At 39.3% G+C, this 25,317-nt stretch carries 13 protein-coding genes, 4 tRNA genes, 1 rRNA gene and 1 other annotated feature; of the genes, 3 read left to right on the forward strand and 15 right to left on the reverse strand.

Features of this window, described 5'->3' with window-relative positions:
- Nucleotides 1–21 precede the first annotated feature (21 nt).
- The 6 genes from H8S17_RS09090 to H8S17_RS09115 all read right to left on the reverse strand — a co-directional run bounded on the left by H8S17_RS09090 (nt 22) and on the right by H8S17_RS09115 (nt 14,637).
- Nucleotides 22–1,767, reverse strand: coding sequence for a 1-deoxy-D-xylulose-5-phosphate synthase (locus tag H8S17_RS09090; RefSeq protein ID WP_186867069.1), 1,746 nt, complete (start codon nt 1,765–1,767; stop codon nt 22–24).
- 96 nt (nt 1,768–1,863) lie between these two features.
- Nucleotides 1,864–3,087, reverse strand: a complete 1,224-nt coding sequence (tyrS, locus tag H8S17_RS09095) for a tyrosine--tRNA ligase (RefSeq protein ID WP_178052294.1) — start codon at nt 3,085–3,087, stop codon at nt 1,864–1,866.
- Nucleotides 3,088–3,137: 50 nt separating this feature from the next.
- Nucleotides 3,138–3,400, reverse strand: a binding site (T-box leader).
- Nucleotides 3,401–3,485: 85 nt separating this feature from the next.
- A complete protein-coding gene (locus H8S17_RS09100; protein ID WP_186867070.1) occupies nt 3,486–5,135 on the reverse strand; it encodes a type 2 periplasmic-binding domain-containing protein in 1,650 nt (549 codons plus the stop codon).
- Nucleotides 5,136–5,138: 3 nt separating this feature from the next.
- Nucleotides 5,139–6,698, reverse strand: a complete 1,560-nt coding sequence (locus H8S17_RS09105) for a response regulator transcription factor (RefSeq protein WP_186867071.1) — start codon at nt 6,696–6,698, stop codon at nt 5,139–5,141.
- A gap of 27 nt (nt 6,699–6,725) precedes the next feature.
- Nucleotides 6,726–8,489: a sensor histidine kinase gene (locus H8S17_RS09110; RefSeq protein WP_186867072.1), complete on the reverse strand. Its 1,764-nt coding sequence runs from the start codon at nt 8,487–8,489 to the stop codon at nt 6,726–6,728.
- Between the two features lie 154 nt (nt 8,490–8,643).
- A complete protein-coding gene (locus tag H8S17_RS09115) occupies nt 8,644–14,637 on the reverse strand; it encodes a family 43 glycosylhydrolase (protein ID WP_186867073.1) in 5,994 nt (1,997 codons plus the stop codon).
- A 213-nt stretch (nt 14,638–14,850) separates the two neighbouring features.
- On the opposite strand from H8S17_RS09115, the gene H8S17_RS09120 reads away from it, so the two are divergent.
- Nucleotides 14,851–15,738: a LysR family transcriptional regulator gene (locus tag H8S17_RS09120; protein WP_186867074.1), complete on the forward strand. Its 888-nt coding sequence runs from the start codon at nt 14,851–14,853 to the stop codon at nt 15,736–15,738.
- 107 nt (nt 15,739–15,845) lie between these two features.
- On the opposite strand, the gene H8S17_RS09125 is transcribed toward H8S17_RS09120, so the two are convergent.
- From H8S17_RS09125 to H8S17_RS09140, 4 genes are all read right to left on the reverse strand, one after another.
- Complete coding sequence (locus H8S17_RS09125; protein WP_186867075.1) at nt 15,846–18,233, reverse strand: phosphoketolase family protein; 2,388 nt, start codon at nt 18,231–18,233, stop codon at nt 15,846–15,848.
- Between the two features lie 124 nt (nt 18,234–18,357).
- Nucleotides 18,358–19,965, reverse strand: coding sequence for a mannitol dehydrogenase family protein (locus H8S17_RS09130; protein WP_186867076.1), 1,608 nt, complete (start codon nt 19,963–19,965; stop codon nt 18,358–18,360).
- Nucleotides 19,966–19,974: 9 nt separating this feature from the next.
- On the reverse strand, nt 19,975–21,042 hold the full coding sequence (uxuA, locus tag H8S17_RS09135; RefSeq protein WP_186867077.1) for a mannonate dehydratase: 1,068 nt from the start codon (nt 21,040–21,042) through the stop codon (nt 19,975–19,977).
- Nucleotides 21,043–21,400: 358 nt separating this feature from the next.
- A tRNA-Cys gene (locus tag H8S17_RS09140) sits at nt 21,401–21,471 on the reverse strand.
- Between the two features lie 144 nt (nt 21,472–21,615).
- Here H8S17_RS09140 and H8S17_RS09145 point away from each other — a divergent pair.
- Entirely contained in the window at nt 21,616–22,131 is a 516-nt protein-coding gene (locus H8S17_RS09145) for an RNA polymerase sigma factor (protein ID WP_186867078.1), read from the forward strand.
- 4 nt (nt 22,132–22,135) lie between these two features.
- Nucleotides 22,136–24,232 (forward strand): beta-propeller domain-containing protein, encoded by a 2,097-nt coding sequence (locus H8S17_RS09150; protein WP_186867079.1) that lies wholly within the window; start codon nt 22,136–22,138, stop codon nt 24,230–24,232.
- Nucleotides 24,233–24,431: 199 nt separating this feature from the next.
- On the opposite strand, the gene H8S17_RS09155 is transcribed toward H8S17_RS09150, so the two are convergent.
- The 5 genes from H8S17_RS09155 to H8S17_RS09175 form a co-directional block, all read right to left on the reverse strand.
- Nucleotides 24,432–24,695 carry a DUF4321 domain-containing protein gene (locus H8S17_RS09155; protein ID WP_178052305.1) on the reverse strand — a complete coding sequence of 88 codons (264 nt, stop codon included), beginning with the start codon at nt 24,693–24,695 and terminating at the stop codon, nt 24,432–24,434.
- A gap of 75 nt (nt 24,696–24,770) precedes the next feature.
- Nucleotides 24,771–24,841: transfer RNA gene (locus tag H8S17_RS09160), tRNA-Cys, on the reverse strand.
- Nucleotides 24,842–24,845: 4 nt separating this feature from the next.
- Nucleotides 24,846–24,917 (reverse strand) — tRNA-Glu (locus H8S17_RS09165).
- Nucleotides 24,918–24,975: 58 nt separating this feature from the next.
- Nucleotides 24,976–25,048 (reverse strand) — tRNA-Asn (locus tag H8S17_RS09170).
- A gap of 101 nt (nt 25,049–25,149) precedes the next feature.
- Nucleotides 25,150–25,317, reverse strand: a 23S ribosomal RNA gene (locus H8S17_RS09175); the annotation flags it as partial.

A 25,317-nucleotide genomic window follows, 5' to 3' on the forward strand; every position in this document is an offset into this window, starting at 1 on the left:
CCCTTTTTCTTTTATATCATTCTATAATACATCTTCTAAGATCTGTGGAACCGTCAGATGATTTTCTTTTAAAACATCTTCGATCGCATAACGGTCTAAAAACTCTTTTTTGATTCCGTAATTGTATACTTTTACATCGGAAGGTCCATAGAAACGGGCGATCTTTTCGCCGAAACCACCATCTAAGATACCGTCTTCTAATGTAATGACTATTGTATGGTCTTTCTTTAAATTTTCTAACAGTTCTTCGTCAAGTCCGGTGATATATCTCGGATTGATCAGTGTCGGCATAACGCCTGTCTTTTCTAAAACTGCCTTCGCTAATTTTTCACCGATATCAAAGAAATCTCCTAATGCGAGGATCGCAATATTGCTGCCGGAGATCTTGATCTGGTATTTGTTCAGATCACTGTAATCGGTATCTACATCTTCGGTTATAGAGATCACACCATTACATGGAATACGGATCGCTACCGGATATTGATCCTGCTCGATACTCCAGTCTAACATTGCAAAATATTCCTGCTTGTTTGTCGGTGCAAGATATACCATATTTGGAATGTTAGAAATCAACGGAATATCATAGATTCCTAAATGCGTCACATCATTCATTCCATAAATGGACGCTGTATTAACAAGGATCGTAGCCGGATTTTCATTGATGCACAGATCCTGTGAAAGCTGGTCATACGTTCTTTGCATAAAGCTTGAATGTGTTGCAAACACAGGTTTTCCACCATTTTTTGCAATACCGGATGCCATTGCGATCGCATGTTCCTCTGCGATACCTACATCTACAAACTGCTTTCCTGCTTCTTTACGTTTATCCTCGGTAAATCCGATATTCGTCGGAACTGCTGCTACAATAGCAACTACCTTAGGATCTTTTTTTATCTTACCCATCAGATAATCACAGGTCAGCTGACCATAATCTTCGCCGTCAAAACTTACTGTGGATTTTCCGGTTTCTGTATCAAACGGCATACACCAATGCCAGTCCTCCTTATGCTCCTCCGCAGGTTTATATCCTTTTCCTTTCTGGGTATGGATATGAACAACGATCGGATGGTCAATATCTTTTACTTTTTCAAAAGTATCGATAAGTTTTGGAATGTCATTTCCTTCCTCTAAATATACATAATCAAGTCCCATGGCTTTAAACAGGTTACAGGCTGCCGTTCCATTGCTTTCTCTTAATTCTTTTAAATTCTTATAGAGTCCGCCATGGTTTTCAGCGATCGACATATCATTGTCATTGACAATGATAATGAAATTACTCTCTAATTCAGAAGCAAAATCAATGCCTTCTAATGCCTCTCCGCCGCTTAAAGAACCATCTCCGATCACAGCAACGATATTCTCTTTGTCACCCTTTAGATCTCTTGCTTTTGCAAGTCCGCACGCAAGGCTGACAGATGTTGATGTATGACCTACATTAAAGAAATCATGCTCACTTTCCTCTGGATTTGTATATCCCGATACATCATGGAAATGATCCTCACTAAGAAAAGATTCTTTTCTGCCTGTCAGCATTTTATGACAATAACTCTGATGTGAAACATCAAATACAAATTTATCTACCGGTGAATTGAATACATAATGTAAGGCAATCGTTGCCTCCACCATACCAAAATTCGGGCCAAAATGTCCTCCGTTTTTACTGAGTTTATGAAGAAGGGCTTTTCGCATTTCCGCTGCAAGCTGATCTAATTCCTCATAACGAAGACTTCTGATATCAGATGGTTGGTTGATTTTCTCTAAATACATACGTGATAAACCTTCTTTCTTTCAAACTTTTTCTTGTTTTCCGAAAGACAGCATATCATTAGAGTAAACTCCAAGGTCAAGAACTTTTTTGTATTTTTATTCGAACACAACTTTGCAGAATTTTTTCTTACCACGTTTTAAGACAAAATCTTCTGCCATGATATCATCCGGTGTGTATGTTTTCTTAACATCTGTCACTTTTTCACCATTGACGGTCACACCACCCTGTTCTACATTACGACGGGCTTCTGCTCTTGATGCTGCCAAAGAAGAACTTACCAGCAGTCCTAAAATATCGATTGCACCATCTCTCAGATCATTTTCTGTGATCGTGACTGTCGGCATATCTGCTGCATTTCCACCGGAAAAGAGTGCTTTTGCACTTTCTTCTGCCTTCTTTGCTTCTTCTTCTCCATGAACCAGATTTGTCAGTTCATATGCAAGAATCTCTTTTGCACGGTTTAACTGGCTGCCTTCCCATGATTCCATTTCCTTGATTTCCTCTAACGGAAGGAATGTCAGCATCTTGATACATTTTAATACATCTGCATCAGATACATTTCTCCAGTACTGGTAAAAATCAAATGGAGAAGTTTTTTCCGGATCAAGCCAGACTGCACCGGACTGTGTTTTTCCCATCTTCTTGCCTTCAGAATTTAACAGCAGATTGATCGTCATGGCATAGGCATCTTTGCCTAATTTACGACGGATCAGTTCTGTACCGCCAAGCATGTTGCTCCACTGGTCATCACCGCCAAACTCCATATTACAGCCGTATTTCTGGTATAAGGTGTAAAAATCATAACTCTGCATGATCATGTAGTTAAATTCAAGGAAACTAAGTCCTTTTTCCATACGCTGTTTGTAACACTCTGCTGTAAGCATACGGTTTACAGAGAAATGTGCACCTACCTCACGCAGTACATCGATATAATTTAAATCCATCAGCCAGTCTGCATTATTGACCATCAATGCTTTTCCATCAGAAAAATCAATAAAACGGCTCATCTGTTTCTTAAAACAGTCACAGTTATGCTGGATTGTTTCCGGTGTCATCATCTGACGCATATCCGTACGTCCTGATGGATCACCGATCATAGCTGTACCGCCTCCGATTAAGGCTATTGGCTTATTTCCTGCCATCTGTAAACGTTTCATCAGGCAGAGTGCCATAAAATGTCCGACATGAAGACTGTCTGCGGTAGGATCAAATCCAATGTAGAATACAGCCTTTCCATTGTTTATCAGTTCTTTGATTTCTTCTTCGTCTGTTACCTGTGCGATCAGACCACGGGCAACTAATTCATCATATAATGTCATATCTGTTCTCCTTTTTTGATAATAAAGTAATTAAAAAAAGCTTTCGTCCTAAAAAGGACGAAAGCCAATGTTCCGTGTTACCACCTTTATTTACAGCCTGCTTACGCAAAACTGCCTCTGTGGGTATCTGTCAATACCTCTGTGCTGTAACGTGCACAATCCCGTCACCACCTACTAACATCTGCCATCTGCAAATCTATTCAATGGGAAGCTCAAAGATGTATTCACAGTATACTCATCATGCACCTCTCATCTGCCGGTTACTTTCTGTATGCCTCTGTGTACTGCTACTTCTTCTTATCACAGCCTGTGTTCTTTATATTATCATGATCCATAATGACCACAAGAATAAGGTCATTATATGCATAAAAAAATGATTTGTCAACTCATAAAATTTATCATTTTATACGGTTTTTCATACGGTTTTGGATTTCAATATCCAACTGCTTCTCATAAGCTTTAACATTGATCCTGCTGTTATACATATCCACATAATGATCCCATGCCGCATCAAATTCATCCGGCGATGTCATGATCAGTTTCGGCAGCCATTCTTTTTTGAGAAGTTTCATATCTTCTTTGGCTTTTCCGTATTCCGTATCTGTTCCCCAGTCCTCTGCACTAGGATAGATCGGATACCACGGATCACCTTCTCTTTCTTCTCCTAAAAAGTCTGACCATGTCTGATAGCCATAGGCATCTAAGACTTTCTTATCATATGCGGATAAGGATGCATAATATTCGCCCGGCTGTTCTCCCGGAAGTACGGTATTGATCCCATCCGGAAGCATTCCCTCATACGTTGGAAAATATCCATATGTACAACTGTTCTGCCTGAGATAATCATCATTGCCCCAGTTATCCCGCTGCTCTTTAGTGCGGTAAAATACACCATTTTCACCGACTTCGTAATCTCTGCCTTCTTCTCCCCAGTAGCGGAGTTTCATCACTTCGTCCGAAAGCAGATCGTTTAAGAACTGTAAGGCACCCTCTACGTCCTGACAGGAAGTAGAGATTCCGATTCCCTCCCCTGTCTGCAAGTTGTATTCTGTACAGTTATAATCAGGCTTGATATCTTCTGATGCGGTAATTGGGAATGGCACATAAGTATATTCCTCTTTTCCATTTGCATACAGGCTGTTTTGTGCACTCTGGATCTCCCAATATTGATCTACCATGCCAAGTACATTTCCCTGCTTGATTTTTTCTATATACTGATCATAAGAGAGCATAAAGGTTTCCGGATCGATCACGCCTTTTTCATACATACTGCTTAATTTCTTATAGTACTGCTTTGCTTCCGGTATCGTATCATAGACTTTTGCTGTCTGCGTTTTTCGATCAATGATCGCACAGCCGTCATTCGGGTATCCTGCTAAAAACATCGGTGGATTTTCCAGACAGAAATACCGCCAGTCATCACATAAGATTTCAAATCCGATCGTATCTTCTCCGTCCGTCTTAGGATGTTCTTTCTGATAATCACAGATAAGATCAAAATAATCATCAATTGTCTGCAATTTAGGATAACCTGCCCATTCCAGCACTCGTTTCTGTATCCAGAATGCCTCTCCCGATTTCATTACTTTCGTATCATGCCCACGGATCACACCATAAGATGGCATAAAATAGATATGTCCGTCATCTTTACGATAAGACTCCCACTGTTCATCTGTCATATAATTTTTAAGATTCGGATAGTCATCTAAATAATCTTCAAGCGGAATAAATGCCCCTGCATCCAACAACTCCTTTGTAGCATCACTTCCCTGAATAAAGTCAGGATATTCGCCTGATACGATCATGCTATTCACAAGATCCGATGGATTCTGTCCGTTTAACCATGTGACTTCTGCTCTTGCTCCTGTAAGTTCGGCAATCTTATCTTCCATATAATTATCCGCTTCCAATTCACTTCCCGGAAAAGCCAGCGTTGCTGTAAAAACTTTGACTTCCTTCTGCTGCGCACTGACCATATACCAGATACATCCCGTCGTGATAATGACTATGATCGCCAATGCAATACTTATTTTCCTTCTCCTGTTCATATGCTAATTCCCCCTGCCGGACTTTTTAAACTTCATACGATACTGATTCGGTGTAATCCCATATACCTGTACAAATTTATTGATAAAATAATCTGCCTTTCCAAATCCGGTTTCTTCTGCAATACGATAAATCCTTGTATCTGTATCTTCTAATAATTCTTTTGCTTTCTCTAAACGAAGCTGGTTCAGATAATCCCGGAATACGATCTGATACCGCTTTTTATATAGCTGTCCTAAGTAAACATTGTTGATATAAAACATTTCTCCTAAAGAGCGCAGACTGATCTTTTCCATATAATGTTCTTTGACATAAGCATCGATCTTATCTAAGATATTCCGGTTTTCCTGACTGCGTACCTGTGCAAAATAACCTGCATAATCTGCAAAAAAATCGGTGATTTCTTCCGGTCTGCCCATCATTACAAGATGATGGAAAGATTCATTTCCGATATACTCAAGGATCTCCTGCTGGTTCGTTTCATCATCAAATTCTTTTACCATTTCCATCAGACGGTATAAAATATGATAGATACTTGCACTGATCATTTCAAGATTCATCTCACTGTTTCTGATCCCGGCAAATACTTTCTGGGCTGCTGCCTCGATCTTTTCCCTGTCGTTTTCTCTTACAGCCGATAAAAGTGTATCAATATCACTTTCTGATATTTCAAATGATGTCTTTCTTCCTGCTGCATCTTCATAAAATACCTTATTCTTATCTTCACTCAACCCATAAAGACAACGGCTTACCCGCACTGACCGGAAAGACTTTCTGATATCCTCAAGCGAATTTTCCTGACTGCCTGCATATACCTGAAATGTCTGTGAAAAATGATGGCTCATCCGCCTTTGGAGTGCATCTAAAAATTCTGCCTCTGTCTGGTTATTTTTCTGATACATTTCCGGTATTAAAAGCAGTGCAGCTCCGCTTATTTCTTCTTCTGTTTCCATGATCGGTACTCCATGTCCGCAAAATTCTGTAAGGATCGCCTGTAAATAGGACACCATTTCCTGTTCCTCTGGTTTTAGCTGAGAATCTGCATCCATACATTCGATGCTGACATACTTCCACTGATTCGATGGAACCACATGGCTATATACGGTTTCTAAGTCATCTTCGGTATATTTTCCATGCACTACAGCTGAAACAGCAAAGAAATAATGCTCCTGTTCCTTTACCTGCATGATCTGATGTTCTTTGTTTAATTTATGGAGGATATCGGATAATTCTTCTTTCTGGATCGGTTTTAACATATAATTTTTTACCTGCATACAGATTGCCATTCTGGCATATTCAAAATCCGCATATCCGGTTAAAATTACAAACTGTATATTACGGTGCAGTTTTTCCTGTACATACTCGATCAGTTCAAGCCCTGTCATCTTCGGCATACGGATATCCACAAACACGACATCTACCTGACTTTCCTCTAAAATTGCAATGGCATCTACTCCATTTCCCGCTTCACCGATGATCTCATATCCATATTCTTCCCAGTCTACTAACTGCCTTAGCCCTTCTCTGATATACTGTTCATCGTCCACAAGTAAAACTTTTATCACATACATTCCCCCCATTTCTATCTGGTTTTATGACTGTTCTCTGTGATTTGGCATACGGATACAGATCTCCGTTCCCTCATCGATTTCACTGCTGATCTCAATCTGTACTTTATCCTGATAATATTGCCTTAATCTTAAAACGGTATTTGCGATCCCGATACTCTTTTTTGCCGTCTGGATATAACTGATATCTGTCTGTGATACGGTTTCCTGAAGCTTTTCTAATTGTTCTTCCTCCATACCGCTGCCGCTGTCAAGTATCTCAAAATACAGATCTTCTCCATCTTCTGAGGCAACCACTGTAATCTGCCCACCATCTATACTCTGCTCAATACCATGCACACAAGCATTTTCCACAAATGTGATCAATACAAAACGTGGAATATAATACCTTCTGGCGGAATCCTGTATACAAAGAGAGAACTCAAGCCTGTCACCAAACCGGTACTTTTGAATTTCTAAATATCTTCTTACATTTTCACATTCTTCGTCCACCGTAACAAAATCCTGACTCCACTGGATATTTTTCCGCATCAGAACAGCAAAATTTTCGAGGATCTTTGCCGTTTCCATCTCTTTTTTCAATATACTGTGCATTCTTATGCTCTCTAGGGCATTAAATATAAAATGCGGATTTAACTGGCTCTGTAAGGCATTTAATTCTGCCTGCTTTTTGGAAAGTTCAAGATTCTGCTGTTTTTCTTTATTTTTATATACCACTTCGATCAATTCCCGGATACGCATGATCATCAGATTATAGCTGCGGATCATACTGCCGACTTCATCGCTGCCTTCTTCACAGTGAATGACTTCATAAGTCCCTTCTTTGACCTGATCCATACAATGCTGCGTCAATGCGATCCTGTCATGTAACGAATGATAAAATAAATACGAGACCACACATGGAAGAAGCAGATTCATAATATATAAGAATAATAATCCGTATTTCTGACTATTCAGGACTTCCGGCAAACCATTATGATCCTCTGTCAGTACAAAGCAAAACTTTTTCCCATAAAATACTAACTCTGTTTCTTTTTTGCATTGTTTGAGAAAAGAATCTGACCAGTTCTTCATCTGCTTTTTCTGCGGATTCTTCTCTGTTGTAGAAAAAAGTATGGTATCATCCGTACAGATATAACAGTCTGCACTACCGCATTCCATCTGGATTTTTTTTAACAGCTTATCATAATTAAAATCCATCATTACAAAATCATTGGTATTTCCTTCGATCTTACGCATCCAGACAAGATGTCTGCCCTTTCCGATATATCCACCGGATTTTTTACCATCTTCATAAAAACTGTATAACATGACCTGCTGGCTGCTTTTTTTAAATGCCTGATACCAGTCGGCATCTCCTACCGCATCACTTCTTACAAAATATGAACCATTTGTGATCGTCCGGTTATCTGTACAGACTGTGATCCCATAGGCAGACTGCCCTGTATAATAATACTGGATGACATCTGCTCTCTGCAAACGTGTATATGCACTATAATAATCTGATTCTGACTGATAAGATGTTCCTAAAAAATTTTTGAGTCTTACATCTCTGCACAGATAATCTGCAATGGAAGTCTGTTCAGCGACTGCGTTCTGAAATTCATACACGATTGCATTCATACTGTTCTCTAATGTTTTCTGCTGTTCACTGTCACTTTGTTTTTTCAGATTCCAGAAAATAAAGCTGTTTGTCGTGATCAACGGAAGAAATACACATACGATGATCAGAAGTGCAATCTTCTGCTTTAGCCCTATGTTGTCCATACTCATTCTGATTTTCTCCATGTCCGTTTCCTATTCCTTCCACTTTCCATGCACAATAAAGTCATTTCTCTCATTATATCATAGATACAAGGATAAGTGTCTGGAAATATAATAAACCGGATATAAGAAAAACCGCGCAAGGGGTGAGCGCGGCTTTTCATTTTCAATTTGTCATTTATTTGACTTTGTAACTGGATGTCTTTGCTTTTTTCAGCATATTCTTGTAAGCCTTTGCTTTTCCCTTTGGAACTTTAAAGGTTGCTGATTTTTTAATTTTCTTAAACGCATTCTTTCCAATTTTCTTCAGATTTTTACCTTTTATTGTTACTTTTGAAAGTTTCTTATCACCATAGAAGGCATTTGCACCTATCTTAGTAACATTCTTTCCGATTGTAACTTTTGTCAGCTTCTTCTGCTTCTTAAATGCATTCTTTGAAATTTCTGTTACTTTAAACTTCATCTTCTGGTAAGTCACAGTTGCCGGGATCGTAATGCTCTTTAACTGCTTCTTAGAGCCGATAACGGTTACTGTTTTTACTTTTTTGCTGCAGGCTGTGACTTTATAGGTCAGTTTCTTTCCGATCGTAAAAGTCTTTCCTACATAACTCTGCATGGAATCCTTTGAAGGTGTCTGTGTATTATCTGCTGTACCGCCATTTGCCGGTGTCTGGGTATTACCATCTGGTTTTTTGGTATCATCCTTTTTACCACCGTCTGAGATTGTTGCTTTTGCTGTATTGTATGCTTTGCTTAAGCTGTCAAATACGCTATCGATCTCACTCTGGTCTGCATTTGCTTTTTCTAATAATGCTTTTGCTTCTGCGATTGCTTTTTCTAAATCTGTCTTTGCACTTCCTGTCAGACTTGAAAGTAATTTTTCTGCTTCTGCGATCTTACTGCTTAATGCTTCTGTATTGACCTGATATTCACTAAATCTGTAATAATCAACATTCATCAGATTTTCTGCATCACCTTTAAATACAAGGAATACATTGTGTGTATCTGTAATACGGTCAAGTTTACAACTGAATTCTTTAAATGTATCTTCACTTCCGGTTGCTTCTACATTTACCGTACCAACTAATGCTCCTTCCGGGCTGTCCATACGGATCTCGATCTGTCCACCGGATTTTGAAGCTGCCTTTACTGTAAATTCTGCTGCACCTCTGTCACCAAATGCTGCCTGGGCAACAGATGTCCAGTCACCATCCTGAAGATCTGTAATCTGTCTGTTAAAGTCTTTGAATAATTTGCCTTCTTCTGCACAGTCTGCAATCTTAATACCTGCATTCCATGCAACTGTTTCCGCATCAATTCTCTCATAAGGATTGATCGTCTTTAACTGGCTGATACCTTCATAAGTTCCTGCAATCGGACGAATAGTTCCATCAGAATTCAATTCAATCGGATCAATATGTGTGGAACGGTATCCTTTTGTCAATGTACCGGATTTAAGTCCCTGTGCTTCTTCCTGTGCTTTTGATAAAGTCTGTGCATGGTATATGAAGTATGATTTTCCTTCATATACAAAGGTTGCATGATGGTTATTTCCGCCTACACCAAACCAGATCTGTGGATTTTCAAATACTTCACCTGCATATTCAAATGGTCCCATCGGATCATCACTTACCATGTAGCAGATGGTTCCATATCCCGGATATCCATCTTTATGCGGGCTGATAAAGTTTGAACAATAGCTGTAATAATATTTATCACCATATTTGAAAATACCGGAATCCTCGAACATACATGGAGCATCAATTTCTTTTGCCTCACCATCAATGCTGATCATATCTTCGCCAAGTTTTGCAACTCGCGCTGTTTTTGGATTATTCTGCTGACCATTTGGTACACCACCGCCAAAGTAGATATATGCACTTCCATCATCATCTACAAGTACTGCCGGATCGAAGCACCATACAACACCTTCACAACCCGGTGTTTTTCCTGTCAGTAATGCCTTTCCAATCGGATCTTTCCATGGTCCAAGCGGAGTATCTGCTTCTAATACACCGATACCGGACGCATCATTTGCAAAGTATAAGAAGAACTTATCTTTTCCATCGATCTGTTTATAGGCGATTGCCGGTGCCCATGAGTGACTTGCCCATTTTGCTGCTCCGTCTTCTCCTGCTACCTTAATCTCTCCGTGATCTGTCCAGTTGACCATATCATCAGAAGATATGATACGCAATGTTTTAATATAACCAAAGGAGTTATTTAATACATTCCCATTTGCATCATATTCATAATCATCAGATGTCATGTATACATAAACTCTGCCATCATATACGATCGCATATGGATCAGCACCAAAATCAGTTGTTACAAGTGGATTGCTGTATCCTAATTTCTTAGCAAGTGCTTTTGTATTTAAATATTTTTCTTTGATATCTAAGCTGCAGGCTGTAACATCATATTCTACAGTACCTTTATCTGCAGTAATATAATCAGCGCTGACATTTACCGTTGTATCTTTATCTGCATAACCTGTCATTTTTAATGTTACGGTTGCAAATAATTTATCTGCTGCTTCAAAAGTAAGGTCTTTTCCTGCTGCCTGTAATACAAGATGACCATTTTTAAAGTTCCATGATGTTTCACCAGTGATCGCATCACTGTTAAATGTAACATCTTTTACATCCATGCCTGATGGAATGGATAAGGATGCTTTTAAGTCTGTATGACCTTCTCCGGTCAGTGCATCCATTGTTACTTTTACTGTAGCCTCACTGTTGATCACACCACTTATTTCTTCTGTTCCGCTTAAAGATGCTGCATGGTCTGTTGCTTCCGGTGCATCTATTCCTGTTAATTTATCTGTTACACGGAAGTAATCAAAATCTGCATAACCGCCTGTAGATTTTGTTGCATAGTTAAAGATTGCAAATTTACTTCCCATAAAGTGTGTCAGTTCATAACTTAACTGCATCGGAGCACCTAACTGTGTCCATGTGCTGCCATCAAAGCTGTAATAGAATGTGACTTTATCTCCACCTGCAAAGTTAAAATCTTCTTTCAGGTAAACGATATCTGATGTACAGTCCACACTTGCTGCAACTGTTGGCTTATCCGCTTTTTCTGCCTGGTTATTATGTGCATCTACCATGACAAGTTTTGCAGCGGTACCCTCTTTTGTCACTGCAATATAACCATAGTTATAAGAGAATGCTGCAAGTCCTGCATAATCTCCATTTTTCATTCCGGAGATATCCATTTTGATCTTACCGGAACAGGTCGGTCCAAATGTTCTCTGTGTCAATGTATTTCTTGCATTTAATATACTTGTTGCTCTACTTCCTGTTGTCAGACGAAGCCAGCCTGCCCTGTCTGTTAACGACCAGTTATTGTTATTTGGATTGTGGTTCCACTGCCATACCAGATCAAGATTTGAACCATTATAATCGTGTTCTCCTGATTCAGCCGATTCTTTATCTACAACCTTCTCTTTTACAGTGACATTATCCACATAAAAATCCATCAGATCTTTCGTCTTATCCGGTGACGGTACCCAGCCTGTTTCAAAGAAAATATAGTTCTGGTTGGTGATCGCATCATCCGGCATTTTATATTCTCCTGTGATCTGTGTCCATTCACCTTTCTTTGCTGTTGCACTCTTGATTACTTTACGGTATCTATAATCTGGTCCATTCTGGATCGTCATATTAAAAGATTTGCTGTCAACAGCATCTTCTGCGTCATATTTTACCCATGCAGATACAACGTAAGTACTTCCTGCACTCAGTTTATTGCTGACATCCTGTGATGGTCCCTGTGCACATGCAGTTCTATTAGTAGTTGCAATATATTTACTTCCGTCCTGTGCATTATCTTTATCATCTACGATTTCAATCGTACCACCTTCAAATCCGGTCCAGTTTGTACTTCCTTTTTCAAATGAACCATTCTTAACGATATTATCATCTTCTGTTGTCATGGAGAAATCATCAAGATAATATCCCATCCAGTCATTTTCTGCTATTGGATTTCCTGTCCACGGTGTTTCAATAAAGATAAAATTCTGTGTTGGATCAAATGGGAAACTCTCACTCTTATCATGTACGGTATAAGTACCTTTAAATGTAGCCCATTCACCCTTTGTAGCATTGATTGTTACCAGATTTTCTCTCCAGTTATAATTATCACCATTCTGGATCGTCACATAAAATTTCTTATTATCCGGTCCTGTCGTATATTTTAATTTACCGGATATAGTATATGTTTTACCAAACTCTAATTTTCCACTGATATCCTGACATGCACCCATTCCGGTTGTTAATCTGTCAGCAACAGAAAGACAATAGTTACCGGATGCTCCTTCTTCTGAAACTGCTGTTAATGTAGCACTTTTTTCATCCTTTGCATCTGGTTCCTGTGGTGTGGATATCCATCCGGTAGTATCTCCGATTTCTACATCTCCATTGGTGATCAGTTCGATGAGATTATCATTTTCTTCCTCATCCGGAAGATCCGATTTGTTATAAGTAACAGAAACATCATCTACATAGAAATCCATCAGATCATTATCTGCAGTCGCTGAAGGTACCCATCCTGTTTCAAAAAACATGGTATTTTCTACAGAACTGAATGGATTATGTTCAGTAGATTCACCCGGTACATAATCACATTCGATTTCTGTCCATTCACCCTTCACAACATCAACACCGCCTGCAACCTGTCTGTAATTCCATGCTGTACCATTCTGGAATGTGATGTTGAATTTTCTTGTAGCAGGTCCATTCTCATTATCATATTTGATCTTTGCCTTGATATGATATTTTACACCTTCTACGATCTTTCCTGTCAGATCATAGGCAAGACCGCTTCCTGTACCTGTTCTATCTGTGATCTTTCCGTAGTTATTTCCACTTTCATCGGTTTCTGCACTGATCGTGCCACCTTCAAACGCTCTCCAGCCTTTTGTTCCGTCATCAAAGCTGCCGTTTGCTACTAATTCTACAATCTGATCTTCCGGTGTTTCAGCCGGATCTGTCTGTGCGTCATCTGCTCCCGTAGCATCTATATCTGCTGACATCATAGCCGTATCAGATTCTGCGCCCTCTTTCGCAGCATCGAATACTCTATGTTCTGCATCATTGTAAAATTCATCCGATTTTACCAGTGATCTGCTCTCACTTCCTTCTACCGGAAGTTCCATTTCAGCTTCTACTGTCTTGCCATCGCCGTCTTTACCAAGCATTGGCCAGCCGTCGATCCATGTACAGTCAGTAAGAACCGGTGTACGTCCGATTGCACCATGATCCTGGAACATAAATCCGTACCATCTGCCATCTGCTGTATCGATCACACCACCTTGTGCGACACCTGCATTCGTTCCATTATTCGAAAAGTTTGCATTTAAAATCTCTTTCGTTTCCCATGTGCCGTCGATAAAGGATTTGCTTCTGTGACACACTTCAATTCTCGGCTTCCCAGCCGGCCAGCAGATATTGAACACATAATAGTAACCATCTTTTTTCATCACATGTGTTCCTTCAAAAGATAAACCACCATCAAATTTACCTGCATCTGCTCCACTATGAGCTGAGAATAAAGTTCCGCGCTTTCCGCCCTCTTTTTCTCCGGAAAGATCTTCACTTAATTCTACATATTTGATCTCACCACTTCCATACACGATATAAGGTGTAGCATCATCAAAGAATAATGCCATATCATGGTAGCCTTTTGCTAATTCCGTCTTTGTCCATGAACCATTCTCAATATCATCTGTGGTATAGATGTAAGCATGTCCTGTTGTATTGGAATTAAATGCAACATAATACTTGTTATTATGGTACTGCAGGCTTGCTGCCCACTGTCCATTACTATACATGCTTTCACCATTTCTTAAGTTCATGGCATCTGTATCACCGAGAATGTCATATACGTAATTGACGATCTCCCAATTGACAAGATCTTTTGACTTCATGATCGGACATCCCGGTGAGAGATGCATTGTCGTACTTACCATGTAATAGGTGTCATTCACACGAATGATATCGATATCCGGTACATCCGCATAAATAACAGGATTGGAAAATTTTCCGCTTTCTACGGCAGTTGCTGATGTCTGTGCCATGCTGCTTACCGGTAACATTGTAACAGTCATTGCGGCTGCCATCATGGCTGCACATACCTTTTTCCATCCTAGATTTTTGTTTCTTTTCACATTAAAACCCCCGTTTCTTAATATTTAGATATGATAAATCAATATATGTCATTATCACATAATCTGTTTTGTCTAGCATCCATAAAAACTATATAATTTACCAAAAATTGTTAAAAATATATTTTGTTTTTGGTAGATTTTTTGCTATATTTGCAATACAACTGTATTTATGCTAAATTAGAACTAAGAATTTATTCTAAGGAGCATCAGCCTATGAATTCCAACTTTGAATACTATAAAGTGTTTTATTATGTTTCTAAATATGAAAATCTGACAAAAGCTGCGAGTGCCCTAAAAACAAGCCAGCCAGCCGTTACAAGAACCATTCAGAATCTTGAAAATGAACTGGGATGCCGTCTGTTTACCAGAAGCAAGACCGGTATGAAATTAACACCGGAAGGTAAGATTTTTTATGAATATATTGCTGCCGGTTGTGCACAGTTTTTCCGCGGGGAAAATAACTTAAGCAATATGATCACTTTAGAAAACGGTACGATCTATATCAGTGCTACTGAAACTGCTCTGCACTGTTACTTATTTCAGGCAATGGAAGAATTTAATATCCGTTATCCGAATGTTCACTTTAAGATCTTAAATAACAGTACCAAAAATTCCATTATGGCACTCAAAGAAGGAAAAGTTGACCTTGCTGTCGTTTCTGCCTCCTGTAATATTTCCTCTCCGTTAAAAATGCGGCGGGTTCTCGGTTATCAGGATATTCTGATCGGAGGTACAAAATATCAGAAACTAAAAGGGAAACGGATCTCCTTAGAGAAACTGTCCGAATACCCATGGATCAGTCTGACTTCTGAATCCATTACAAGGAACTTCTTAAATGAATATTTTGAAGAACATGGTCTGCAATTCTCTCCGCATGTAGAACTTTCAACGACCGACATGATACTGCCTGTTGTCAGACATAATCTGGGAATCGGCTTTATTCCTGCTGAACTTGTGAAAGCAGATCTTCTAGCCGGAACTGTCTTTGAAATTAAAGTAGAAGAAACAATGCCTGAACGTGATATCATTCTGATCTATGATACAGAATATCCACAGAGCATTGCATCAAAAGAATTTCAGAAATTTTTAGCTGAAAGATAATGATATCTATAAATTTACTTATCAAAAAAAACGCCTAAACCGTAAGGTCTAGGCGTTTTTTATCAGAAGCATTATAAGCCTCCTGATATCTTTATAAGAATCAATTCTTATTTATCTTCCGGTGTATGCCACTCCCAGTCACGAACTTCTTCAAGATCCTGTCCGTACTCTGCAATGTACTGCTTATGGGCAACAAGTTTATCGTTCATCTGCTGGATTAAGAATGAACCCTTATTGCCAAGCTGTGGCAGATGCATAACAGCGTCTTTTACAAGATTGAAACGGTCGATCTGGTTCTGGACACGCATATCGAATGGAGTTGTGATCGTACCTTCTTCAAGATATCCATGTACAGACATATTGTGGTTGTTACGCTCGAATGTTAATTCATGGATCAGTGTTGGATAACCATGGAATGCGAAGATAACTGGTTTATCCTTTGTAAAGATTGCATCATATTCTGCATCACTTAATCCGTGTGGATGTTTGTGATCAGACTGCATCTTGAATAAGTCAACTACGTTTACTACACGAACTTTTAATTCTGGCATAGCATCACGAAGGATTGTAACAGCAGCCATAACTTCAAGTGTAGGTGTATCACCACAGGAAGCCATAACGATGTCTGGTTCTTCGCCACAATCGTTGCTTGCCCACTCCCAGATACCGATACCCTGTGTACAGTGCTTAACAGCCTGTTCCATGGATAACCACTGGCAGCTTGGATGTTTAGAAGCTACGATAGCGTTTACATAATTCTTACTCTTGATACAATGATCGAAGCAGGATAACAGACAGTTAGCGTCTGGTGGTAAGTACATACGTACTACGTCTGCTTTCTTATTAGCAATATGGTCTAAGAATCCCGGATCCTGATGTGTAAATCCGTTATGATCCTGCTGCCATACATTTGATGTAAGGATGAAGTTTAAGGAAGCGATCGGCTGTCTCCAGGAGAGCTGATTGCAAACCTTTAACCATTTAGCGTGCTGTGCAGCCATAGAGTCTACGATACGGATGAATGCTTCGTAACTAGCGAAGAATCCATGACGTCCGGTAAGAAGATATCCTTCTAACCATCCTTCACACATATGCTCACTTAACATACTGTCCATGATACGTCCATCTCTTGCAAGACAGTCGTCTGTATCAAGAAGATCTGCATTCCAGTCACGGTTTTCTTCTTCGAATACTTTGTACAGACGGTTTGACATACTTTCGTCTGGTCCAAAGATACGGAAGTTCTTGTTTTCTTTGTTTAATTTGAAGATATCACGGATATATCCGCCAAGCTCGATCATATCCTGAGCTTTTGTCTTTCCAGGTTCAACTTCGATTCCATATGTACGGAAATCCGGAAGACGAAGATCTTTTAATAATTTACCACCATTTGCATGTGGGTTAGCACCAAGACGTGCATCTCCCTTTGGTGTAAGTTCTTCTAATTCTGGGATCAGACGACCATTCTCATCGAATAATTCTTCTGCATGGTAGCTTCCTAACCACTCTTTTAACAGATCAAGATGTTCCGGAGATTCCATTGTAAGCGGTACCTGATGTGCACGGAAAGATCCTTCGATCTGCTGTCCGTCTACTACCTTAGGACCTGTCCATCCCTTTGGTGTACGAAGAACGATCATTGGCCATACCGGACGCTCTGGATTGTTGTTCTCACGGGCATTTTTCTGGATAGCTTTGATCTCTTCGATAACAGTATCCATTGTTTCTGCCATGAGTTTGTGCATTGTCATTGGATCGTCACCTTCTACGAAGTAAGGTTTCCATCCACATCCTTTGAAGAAGCTTTCGATTTCTTCGTGGGAAATACGTGAGAAGATTGTCGGGTTGCTGATCTTATATCCATTTAAGTGAAGGATTGGAAGTACGGCACCATCAGTCATTGGATTTAAGAATTTATTGGACTGCCATGATGTAGCAAGAGGACCTGTTTCAGCTTCTCCATCACCTACAACAACAGTTGCGATTAAATCCGGGTTATCAAATACTGCACCAAATGCATGTGCGATAGAATATCCAAGCTCTCCACCTTCATTGATAGATCCCGGTGTTTCCGGTGCACAGTGGCTCGGAACTCCACATGGGAAAGAGAACTGTTTGAACATCTTCTTCATACCTTCTTCATCCTGGCTGATGTTCGGGTATACTTCGCTGTAGCTGCCTTCCATATAAGTATTAGCAATCTGGAAGTTTCCGCCATGTCCAGGACCGGAAAGAAGAATCATATCCAGATCGTAACGTTTGATCGCACGGTTACAATGTGTATAAATAAAGTTCTGTCCCGGTACTGTTCCCCAGTGACCTACGATTTTCTTCTTGATATGATCCATAGTTAAAGGCTCTTTTAAAAGTGGATTGTCAAGAAGATAAAGCTGTCCTGCTGATAAGTAGTTAGCAGCACGCCAATATGCATTCATCTTTTCCAACATTTCCTGAGATAACGGCTGTTTCTCAAGACATACTTTGGTGTCTTCCATATCTTTACCTCTTTCTTTCTTAATATCGTTAAAAATTTATCACATTTACGATTTCATTCTAACACAGATAAAAAGGCTGCGTAAAATAATAATATTGCATTGCAATTATAACATTTTGATATAATTAGACATATTTTTCTAAAGTATTACGAACTGCATCCGTTCCCATGCACATTTCTTTAAAATATTCACAGACGACATCTGCCATACCTGCTTCATACAGATTCACACCAAAGATCTTAGCGTTGCTTAACACAGGTCTTAACTGTTCTGTATCCGGCATTTCCCCTAATTTAAAATCTTTCACATAAGGATACAGGGTATTATATAAAGGATCAGGACTTAATTCAAATTTCTTTCCGTTATCATCAATTCCCGTCAGATAGCGGAGCCAGCCTGCAAAAACAAGCGGAATACCTGTCAGATCTTTCACATTCAACTCCTTAGAAGCTGCATAAGCCTTTATGGTTTCTCCAAAACGGATCGCTAATTTCTGGGAAGTATCTGTTGCGATACGCTGTGGTGTGTCCGGCATAAACGGATTTGGAATACGCACATTTAATACAGTATCAATAAAGTCTTTCGGAGCAATGATCTTTGGATCGACTACTACCGGAAGTCCTTCTGTATACCCGATCCTTTCTACTAACTTCCGTAAGGTTTCATCTTTCATTTCTTCTGAGATCAGTTCATATCCTAATAAACATCCAAAAACTGCCAGTGCTGTGTGTAGTGGATTCAAACAGGTACATACTTTCATTTTTTCCACTTTATCAACGGTTTCCCTGTCCGTAAATATCAGACCGCTTTTTTCTAACTGTGGTCTGCCATTAGGAAATGCATCCTCTATTACCAGATATTCACATTCTTCTGCATTGACAAATGGTGCTGCATAGGTATTTTTGGAAGTAATGACAGGATCTAAGTCCTCAATGCCGTCTTTCTTTAAAATGTCCTCCACCGAAGCATCCGGTCTTGGTGTAATCTTATCAATCATCGTCCATGGAAAAGATACCCTATTTTTATCTTCCACATAAGCTAAAAATTTCTGATCTGCAAGTTCATGTTTCGTCCATTCCTCTGCAAATGCATGTATCGCAGCATACAGTTTGTCCCCATTATGCGGGCAGTTATCCATACTTACCATTGCAATCGGTTTTTTACCGGCTAAAAATCGTGCATATAATAAAGAAGTGACCTTTCCGATATAACTCTGTGGTTTTTCTGCTCCAGATTTAAAATCTTCTGCTACAACAGGCTGCAGCTCTCCTTTTCCATTGACTAAACTATATCCCTTTTCTGTGATCGTAAATGTAGCCATCTGTAAAGAATCCTTACAGAAGATCTCTTTTAAACGGCTGTATTCCTCTGCATTTTCCGAATCGAGCGAAAGTGACTCCATCACACTTCCGACAACTGTCTTTTCTACCGTTCCATCTGCTTTTAATGTTACAAGGATCGTATAATCGTCGTGTGGATGGTTCATTTTTTCAATGATCTCATAATCATATCCTTCAGCCACGATCAGCCCTTTGTCAAGTTCTCTGCGATTTAGCATCTGTTGCACGACATTTGCCTGAAATGCACGAAATATATTTCCTGCCCCAAAATGAATCCAGACCGGATCTTCTTTGGTTGCTTTCCTGACATCCTCTCTATCAAACTCCGGCAGATGATAGCCAAGTGCCTCCCATTTTTTTCTATCTGACATTCCATTCTGATCTAATTTCATAAGTTCCTCCTATTTTGCACTCTTTTCGATTGCTTCCCAAAGTCCATTTAAATATGCTGCTCCTAATGCCCTGTCATAAAGCCCATACCCCGGCATTGCGACTTCATCCCAGATCATACGTCCATGATCAGGGCGGATCGGACCATTAAATCCAATATCATAAAGAGCCTTCATGATCTCATACATATCAAATGTTCCATCTGATGACAGATGTGCTGCCTCTTCAAAATCTGTTGGTGAATTAAATTTCAGATTTCTGACATGTGCAAAATGAATCCTTCCTTTTAAGGAATGGATCATATCCGTCAGATCATTTTCTAAATTTGTTCCATAAGAACCTGAACAGTATGTTACACCATTGTGCGGATTGTCTACCATTTCCATCATACGCAGGATATTCTTCTTATTGACGATAATTCTCGGAAGTCCAAAAACACTCCAAGCCGGATCGTCCGGGTGGATCGCCATATTGATATCATACCGATCACAGACAGGCATGATCTTCTCTAAGAAATATTTTAGATTTTCAAATAATTTTTCATCGTCGATCTCTTTATACATATCAAATAATTCTTTGACATTTTCCATACGCTCCGGCTCCCAGCCCGGCATAACCGTTCCGTTCATGTCACCTGCAATCGAATCAAACATTTTTTCCGGATTCAGATCATCTACCGCTTTCTGGTTATATGCAAGCACGGTAGATCCATCTTCTCTTACCCTTGCAAGTTCTGTCCTTGTCCAGTCGAATACCGGCATAAAGTTATAGCAGACTAAATGAATGTCTTCTTTTCCCAGATTTTCCAGTGTCTTTATATAGTTTTCAATGTACATATCCCGATCCTTCGCACCGGTTTTGATCGCATCATGCACATTCACACTCTCAATTCCTGCAACATGAAGGCCTGCGGCTGCAACTTCTTCTTTCATTGCTCGTATTCTCTCCCTGCTCCAGACTTCCCCCGGCGCTGTATCGTATAATGTAGTAATGACTCCTTTTACCCCCGGAATCTGACGGATCTGCTTTAATGTTATCGTATCAAATTTTGATCCATACCATCTCAATGTCATTTCCATAATGAAATACCTTCCTTTCATTTTTGCATTTCTCATATATATGATTATGATGAAATTTCAGAAAAAAATACATTGAACGGTTTGTTGCAGTAACGTCTGTCATCGTTCCCACAATTCCATCTCTGATAAAAATATGTGATGCGTTTGGAATTACAATTTCCCAGTTTTTTTAGAGAATAACGAAGAATCGGTTTACCTCACAGAACAACAGACAGCATTACTTAAAGCTTCTACAAAATTAAATTCCGAACAATACAATGCACTTCTTAATTTTCTTGAAAAATTATAAAATATCTTTATAATAAAATCTCTAGTAATAAAAAGAACCTGAAACAATACGTTTCAGGTTCCTACTTAGAGGCGACAATCGGATTTGAACCGATGATAAGGGTGTTGCAGACCCGTGCCTTACCACTTGGCTATGTCGCCGTCTGTTGTTTACATTTGCAAAAGTTATTTTAACAAAAAGCCCATACTCCGTCAAGTAAATTTTTTTATTTTTGCCTGCAACAAAAGAAAAGAATTTCGACACTATTATATAACAGGAAACCCAGCAATGATATGGAGATGCTTATGAAAACAGACATACAACTGATAAAACAGGCAAAAACCGGTGATGTCCATGCATTTGCCAGACTTTACGAAATCATTTATCAGGATCTTTACCATTTTGCCTTATATACGTTGAAAAATCCTGCCGATGCAGAGGACATTGTCAGTGAAACCGTTACGGATGCCTTTGTTCAGATTGGCCAGTTAAAAAAAGTCGAATCCTTTAAGGCATGGATCTTTCAGATTCTGACAAATAAGTGCAGAAAAAGCCTAAAGAACCATCCGCTGTCCTTAGAAGAAATTCCATGGGAACTAAAAGAATCCACACATGAGAATTTAGAACTTGATACCATGATACGTCAGGAATTTTTCCGGCTGTCCGATGAAGAACGCATGATCATCAGTATGCACCTGTTTGCAGGTTATAAGAGCCATGAGATTGCCAGTATCCTTCATATGAATGAAAATACCGTACGCTCAAAGGAAAGCCGCGCCTTAAAGAAAATGGCAGTAAACCTTAACCCAGAAAAGGAGTGAGATTATGACTGAAAAAGAACTCTTACAAAAAATACAGGATTCCGCAGATTCTGTGAACATACCGGATTCATTGTCACCAGATCATATCGCTGATCAGTTATCTTATGCAGATACACACCGGTCACACCATATTTTTCTCTTTTCCAAAAAAGAAAAAGCTGTAGAACATATGCACAGGCATCCATTGATACCGGCTGTATACTATCGTACGGCTGTCGTATGTATACTATGCATCATACTGACCGCTGCTGCATGGAACAGCCACACGATTTTACCGGATGAAAATACTTCTCCACTGCCAGACTATTCCGATACGGAAACCGTATTAGATGCTGCAGCTGATACATCCGGTAATACCTTACAGACCGAACATATAAAACAAAATGCCGGCTCTCTTTATACGATTGCAAAAAGTGAAGAAGAAGTATATAACATATTAAAAAATTCTGCTGATACTATGGATAAGGAGATTCTCTACTCCACCCGGAAAGATGGAGCTACTGTCGAATCTTCCGTTGAAGATTCAGTTTCTAATACCTACTCATCTACAAATTTACAGACACAGGGCGTAGATGAAGCCGATCGTGTAAAAACAGACAGACATTATATTTATACGGTGACTGGCAGTAAAATTCTGATCACAGATACCACAGACGGACATTTGCAGACGATAAGTTCCATCACTCCGGAATTAGAAGCATCTGATTCACTTGTCGAATTTTATGTTGATGGTTCGCACCTGCTTTTGATCGTACAGCATTATGATACTTCGATACAGACCTCTGTAGATATTACCGAATCTTCAACCGAAGATTCGATTGATCCGGGTTTTATGCCGCTTACAAACGATAAAGATATTACCTCTTATTCAATGGAAACGACGAGTCAGACTATCCTTTATACTTACAGCATAAGCGATCCCGCACAGCCGGTATTAGAGGGCACCTATACGCAAGATGGCAATTATTATACTTCCCGTAAGATAGATGATATCCTGTACCTGTTTACTGACCAGAATTTATCTTCACAAATATCTTATATATCACCCAAAGGAGAATTTATTCCCTGCATCAATGATGAAAAAATACCTTACAATGATATTTATCTCACTGATGATGGCAGAAATGGACTAATCTTATCCTCTGTGAATCTCAATCATCCTGATGAAATTGTGGATAAACTGATGATTCTCCATAATTATGTGAATATCTATGTTGGAAATGATAGGATCTATCTTTACAACAGTAAATATAACGATGATTCTCTTTCCCAGACAGTAACCGAACTTGCCGGATTTTCCATGAAAAATGGCATATTAAATGCGGTTTCTGCCGCCTCGGTAAATGGAGAAATCTTAGATACCTTTGCGATCAATGAAAATCAACAATGTCTGCGTCTTTTAACAACATCTTATGATAACAGCGGAAATCCTTCTAACAATCTATATATATTTGACGATAAGATGAAACTTACAGGTTCTCTGACAAATATTGCAGATGGAGAAGAAATCTATGCCGCAAGGTATTTTGATAATACGGCTTATTTTATCACCTATCGGAATACAGATCCGTTATTTGTGGCAGACCTTTCTGATCCTTCTGATCCTAAGATCCTTGGTTCCTTAGAAGTGACAGGATTTTCCGAATATCTGCAATTATGGGACGATCAGAAACTCCTTGGCATCGGTTATGAAACCGATCCTGACTCCGGTGTTACAAAAGGCTTAAAAATGGTCATGTTTGATATTTCTGATCCTATGAATTTAAAAGTAATTGACAGCATTGTCCTAGATAATTATATCTATTCACCTGCATTATATGATTACAAATGTGTACTAGCCGATGCATCTGCCAACCTGATCGGATTTACAATGGAGTTAAAAAATACTGATTCTAAATACAGTTTTGATTATGGACTATATTCATGGGAGAATAATCATTTTACAAAGAAACTGAATGTCAATTTAACTGACCATACTGCTTATGAAAATCTGCGTGGCATGTATATCAACGACCATTTCTACCTTGCTGATTTTCATCAGATCATCAGCTTTGACCGTACTACAGATTATCAAAAGACAGACGAACTTCTTTTAAAATAATATGTTACATCACACACCCGATAAAAACTTTTATATTATTTAACCAGCCCATTCTTATGTGGCTGGTTAATTTTTATGCTGCAAAACACATATCTGAATTAAATAAAAAGCATATGTACCACGTTCTATCTACGGTAACATATGCCTTTATTTTGTAATCTTATCACTCATCACTTATAAATAATTTCAAGCGTTATAATTACAGTAATCTATATATAATGATTGCCAGCACAACACCCACAATACTTGCGATCGTAATCTTGATCGTAAGTCCAAATGTAATGACTAAGATTCCCAAATTTAATACGATCGGATTTGAAAAACCAAATGACTGCCCATAATTCAGCCAGCTTAGCCCAGCAACACCACTTGTCAGTTCTCCGATAAATCCACCTAATACGATTCCGGCAAGTAATAATAAAAACAATGCCCAGTTATTTTTTCCACCGATTCCTTTACTCATACAGCTTCCCCTTTCATACCTATTCCTGTAAATAAAAAACTCCTTGATCTCTAACAGTTTCAAGGAGTAAATAAGAGGCGACAATCGGATTTGAACCGATGATAAGGGTGTTGCAGACCCGTGCCTTACCACTTGGCTATGTCGCCATAATGACTCCAACGGGAATCGAACCCGTGTTACCGCCGTGAAAGGGCGATGTCTTAACCGCTTGACCATGGAGCCTGATATTGTATCTTTTTAAAACAAAACGATTGATTTGTTCAACCAATCGTTCATATAACTCCCCGAGTAGGACTTGAACCTACGACAGCGCGGTTAACAGCCGCGTGCTCTACCGACTGAGCTATCGAGGAATATCAGGTATAAGTATATACCTTCAAAACTTCATACAGATCTATCCGATTTATGCTTAGATATGCGGTCAACATTCTCTCTCGCCTTCTCTAAGCATTTCTTGGTCAAGCCCTCGACCGATTAGTAACAGTCAGCTCCATGCATTGCTGCACTTCCACCTCTGCCCTATCTACCTTGTAGTCTTCAAGGGGTCTTACAGTTTATAACTGGGATATCTCATCTTAAGGGGGGCTTCACGCTTAGATGCCTTCAGCGTTTATCCCTTCCA

It is taken from the genome of Roseburia zhanii, from assembly GCF_014287635.1.
GTDB lineage: Bacteria > Bacillota > Clostridia > Lachnospirales > Lachnospiraceae > Roseburia_B > Roseburia_B zhanii.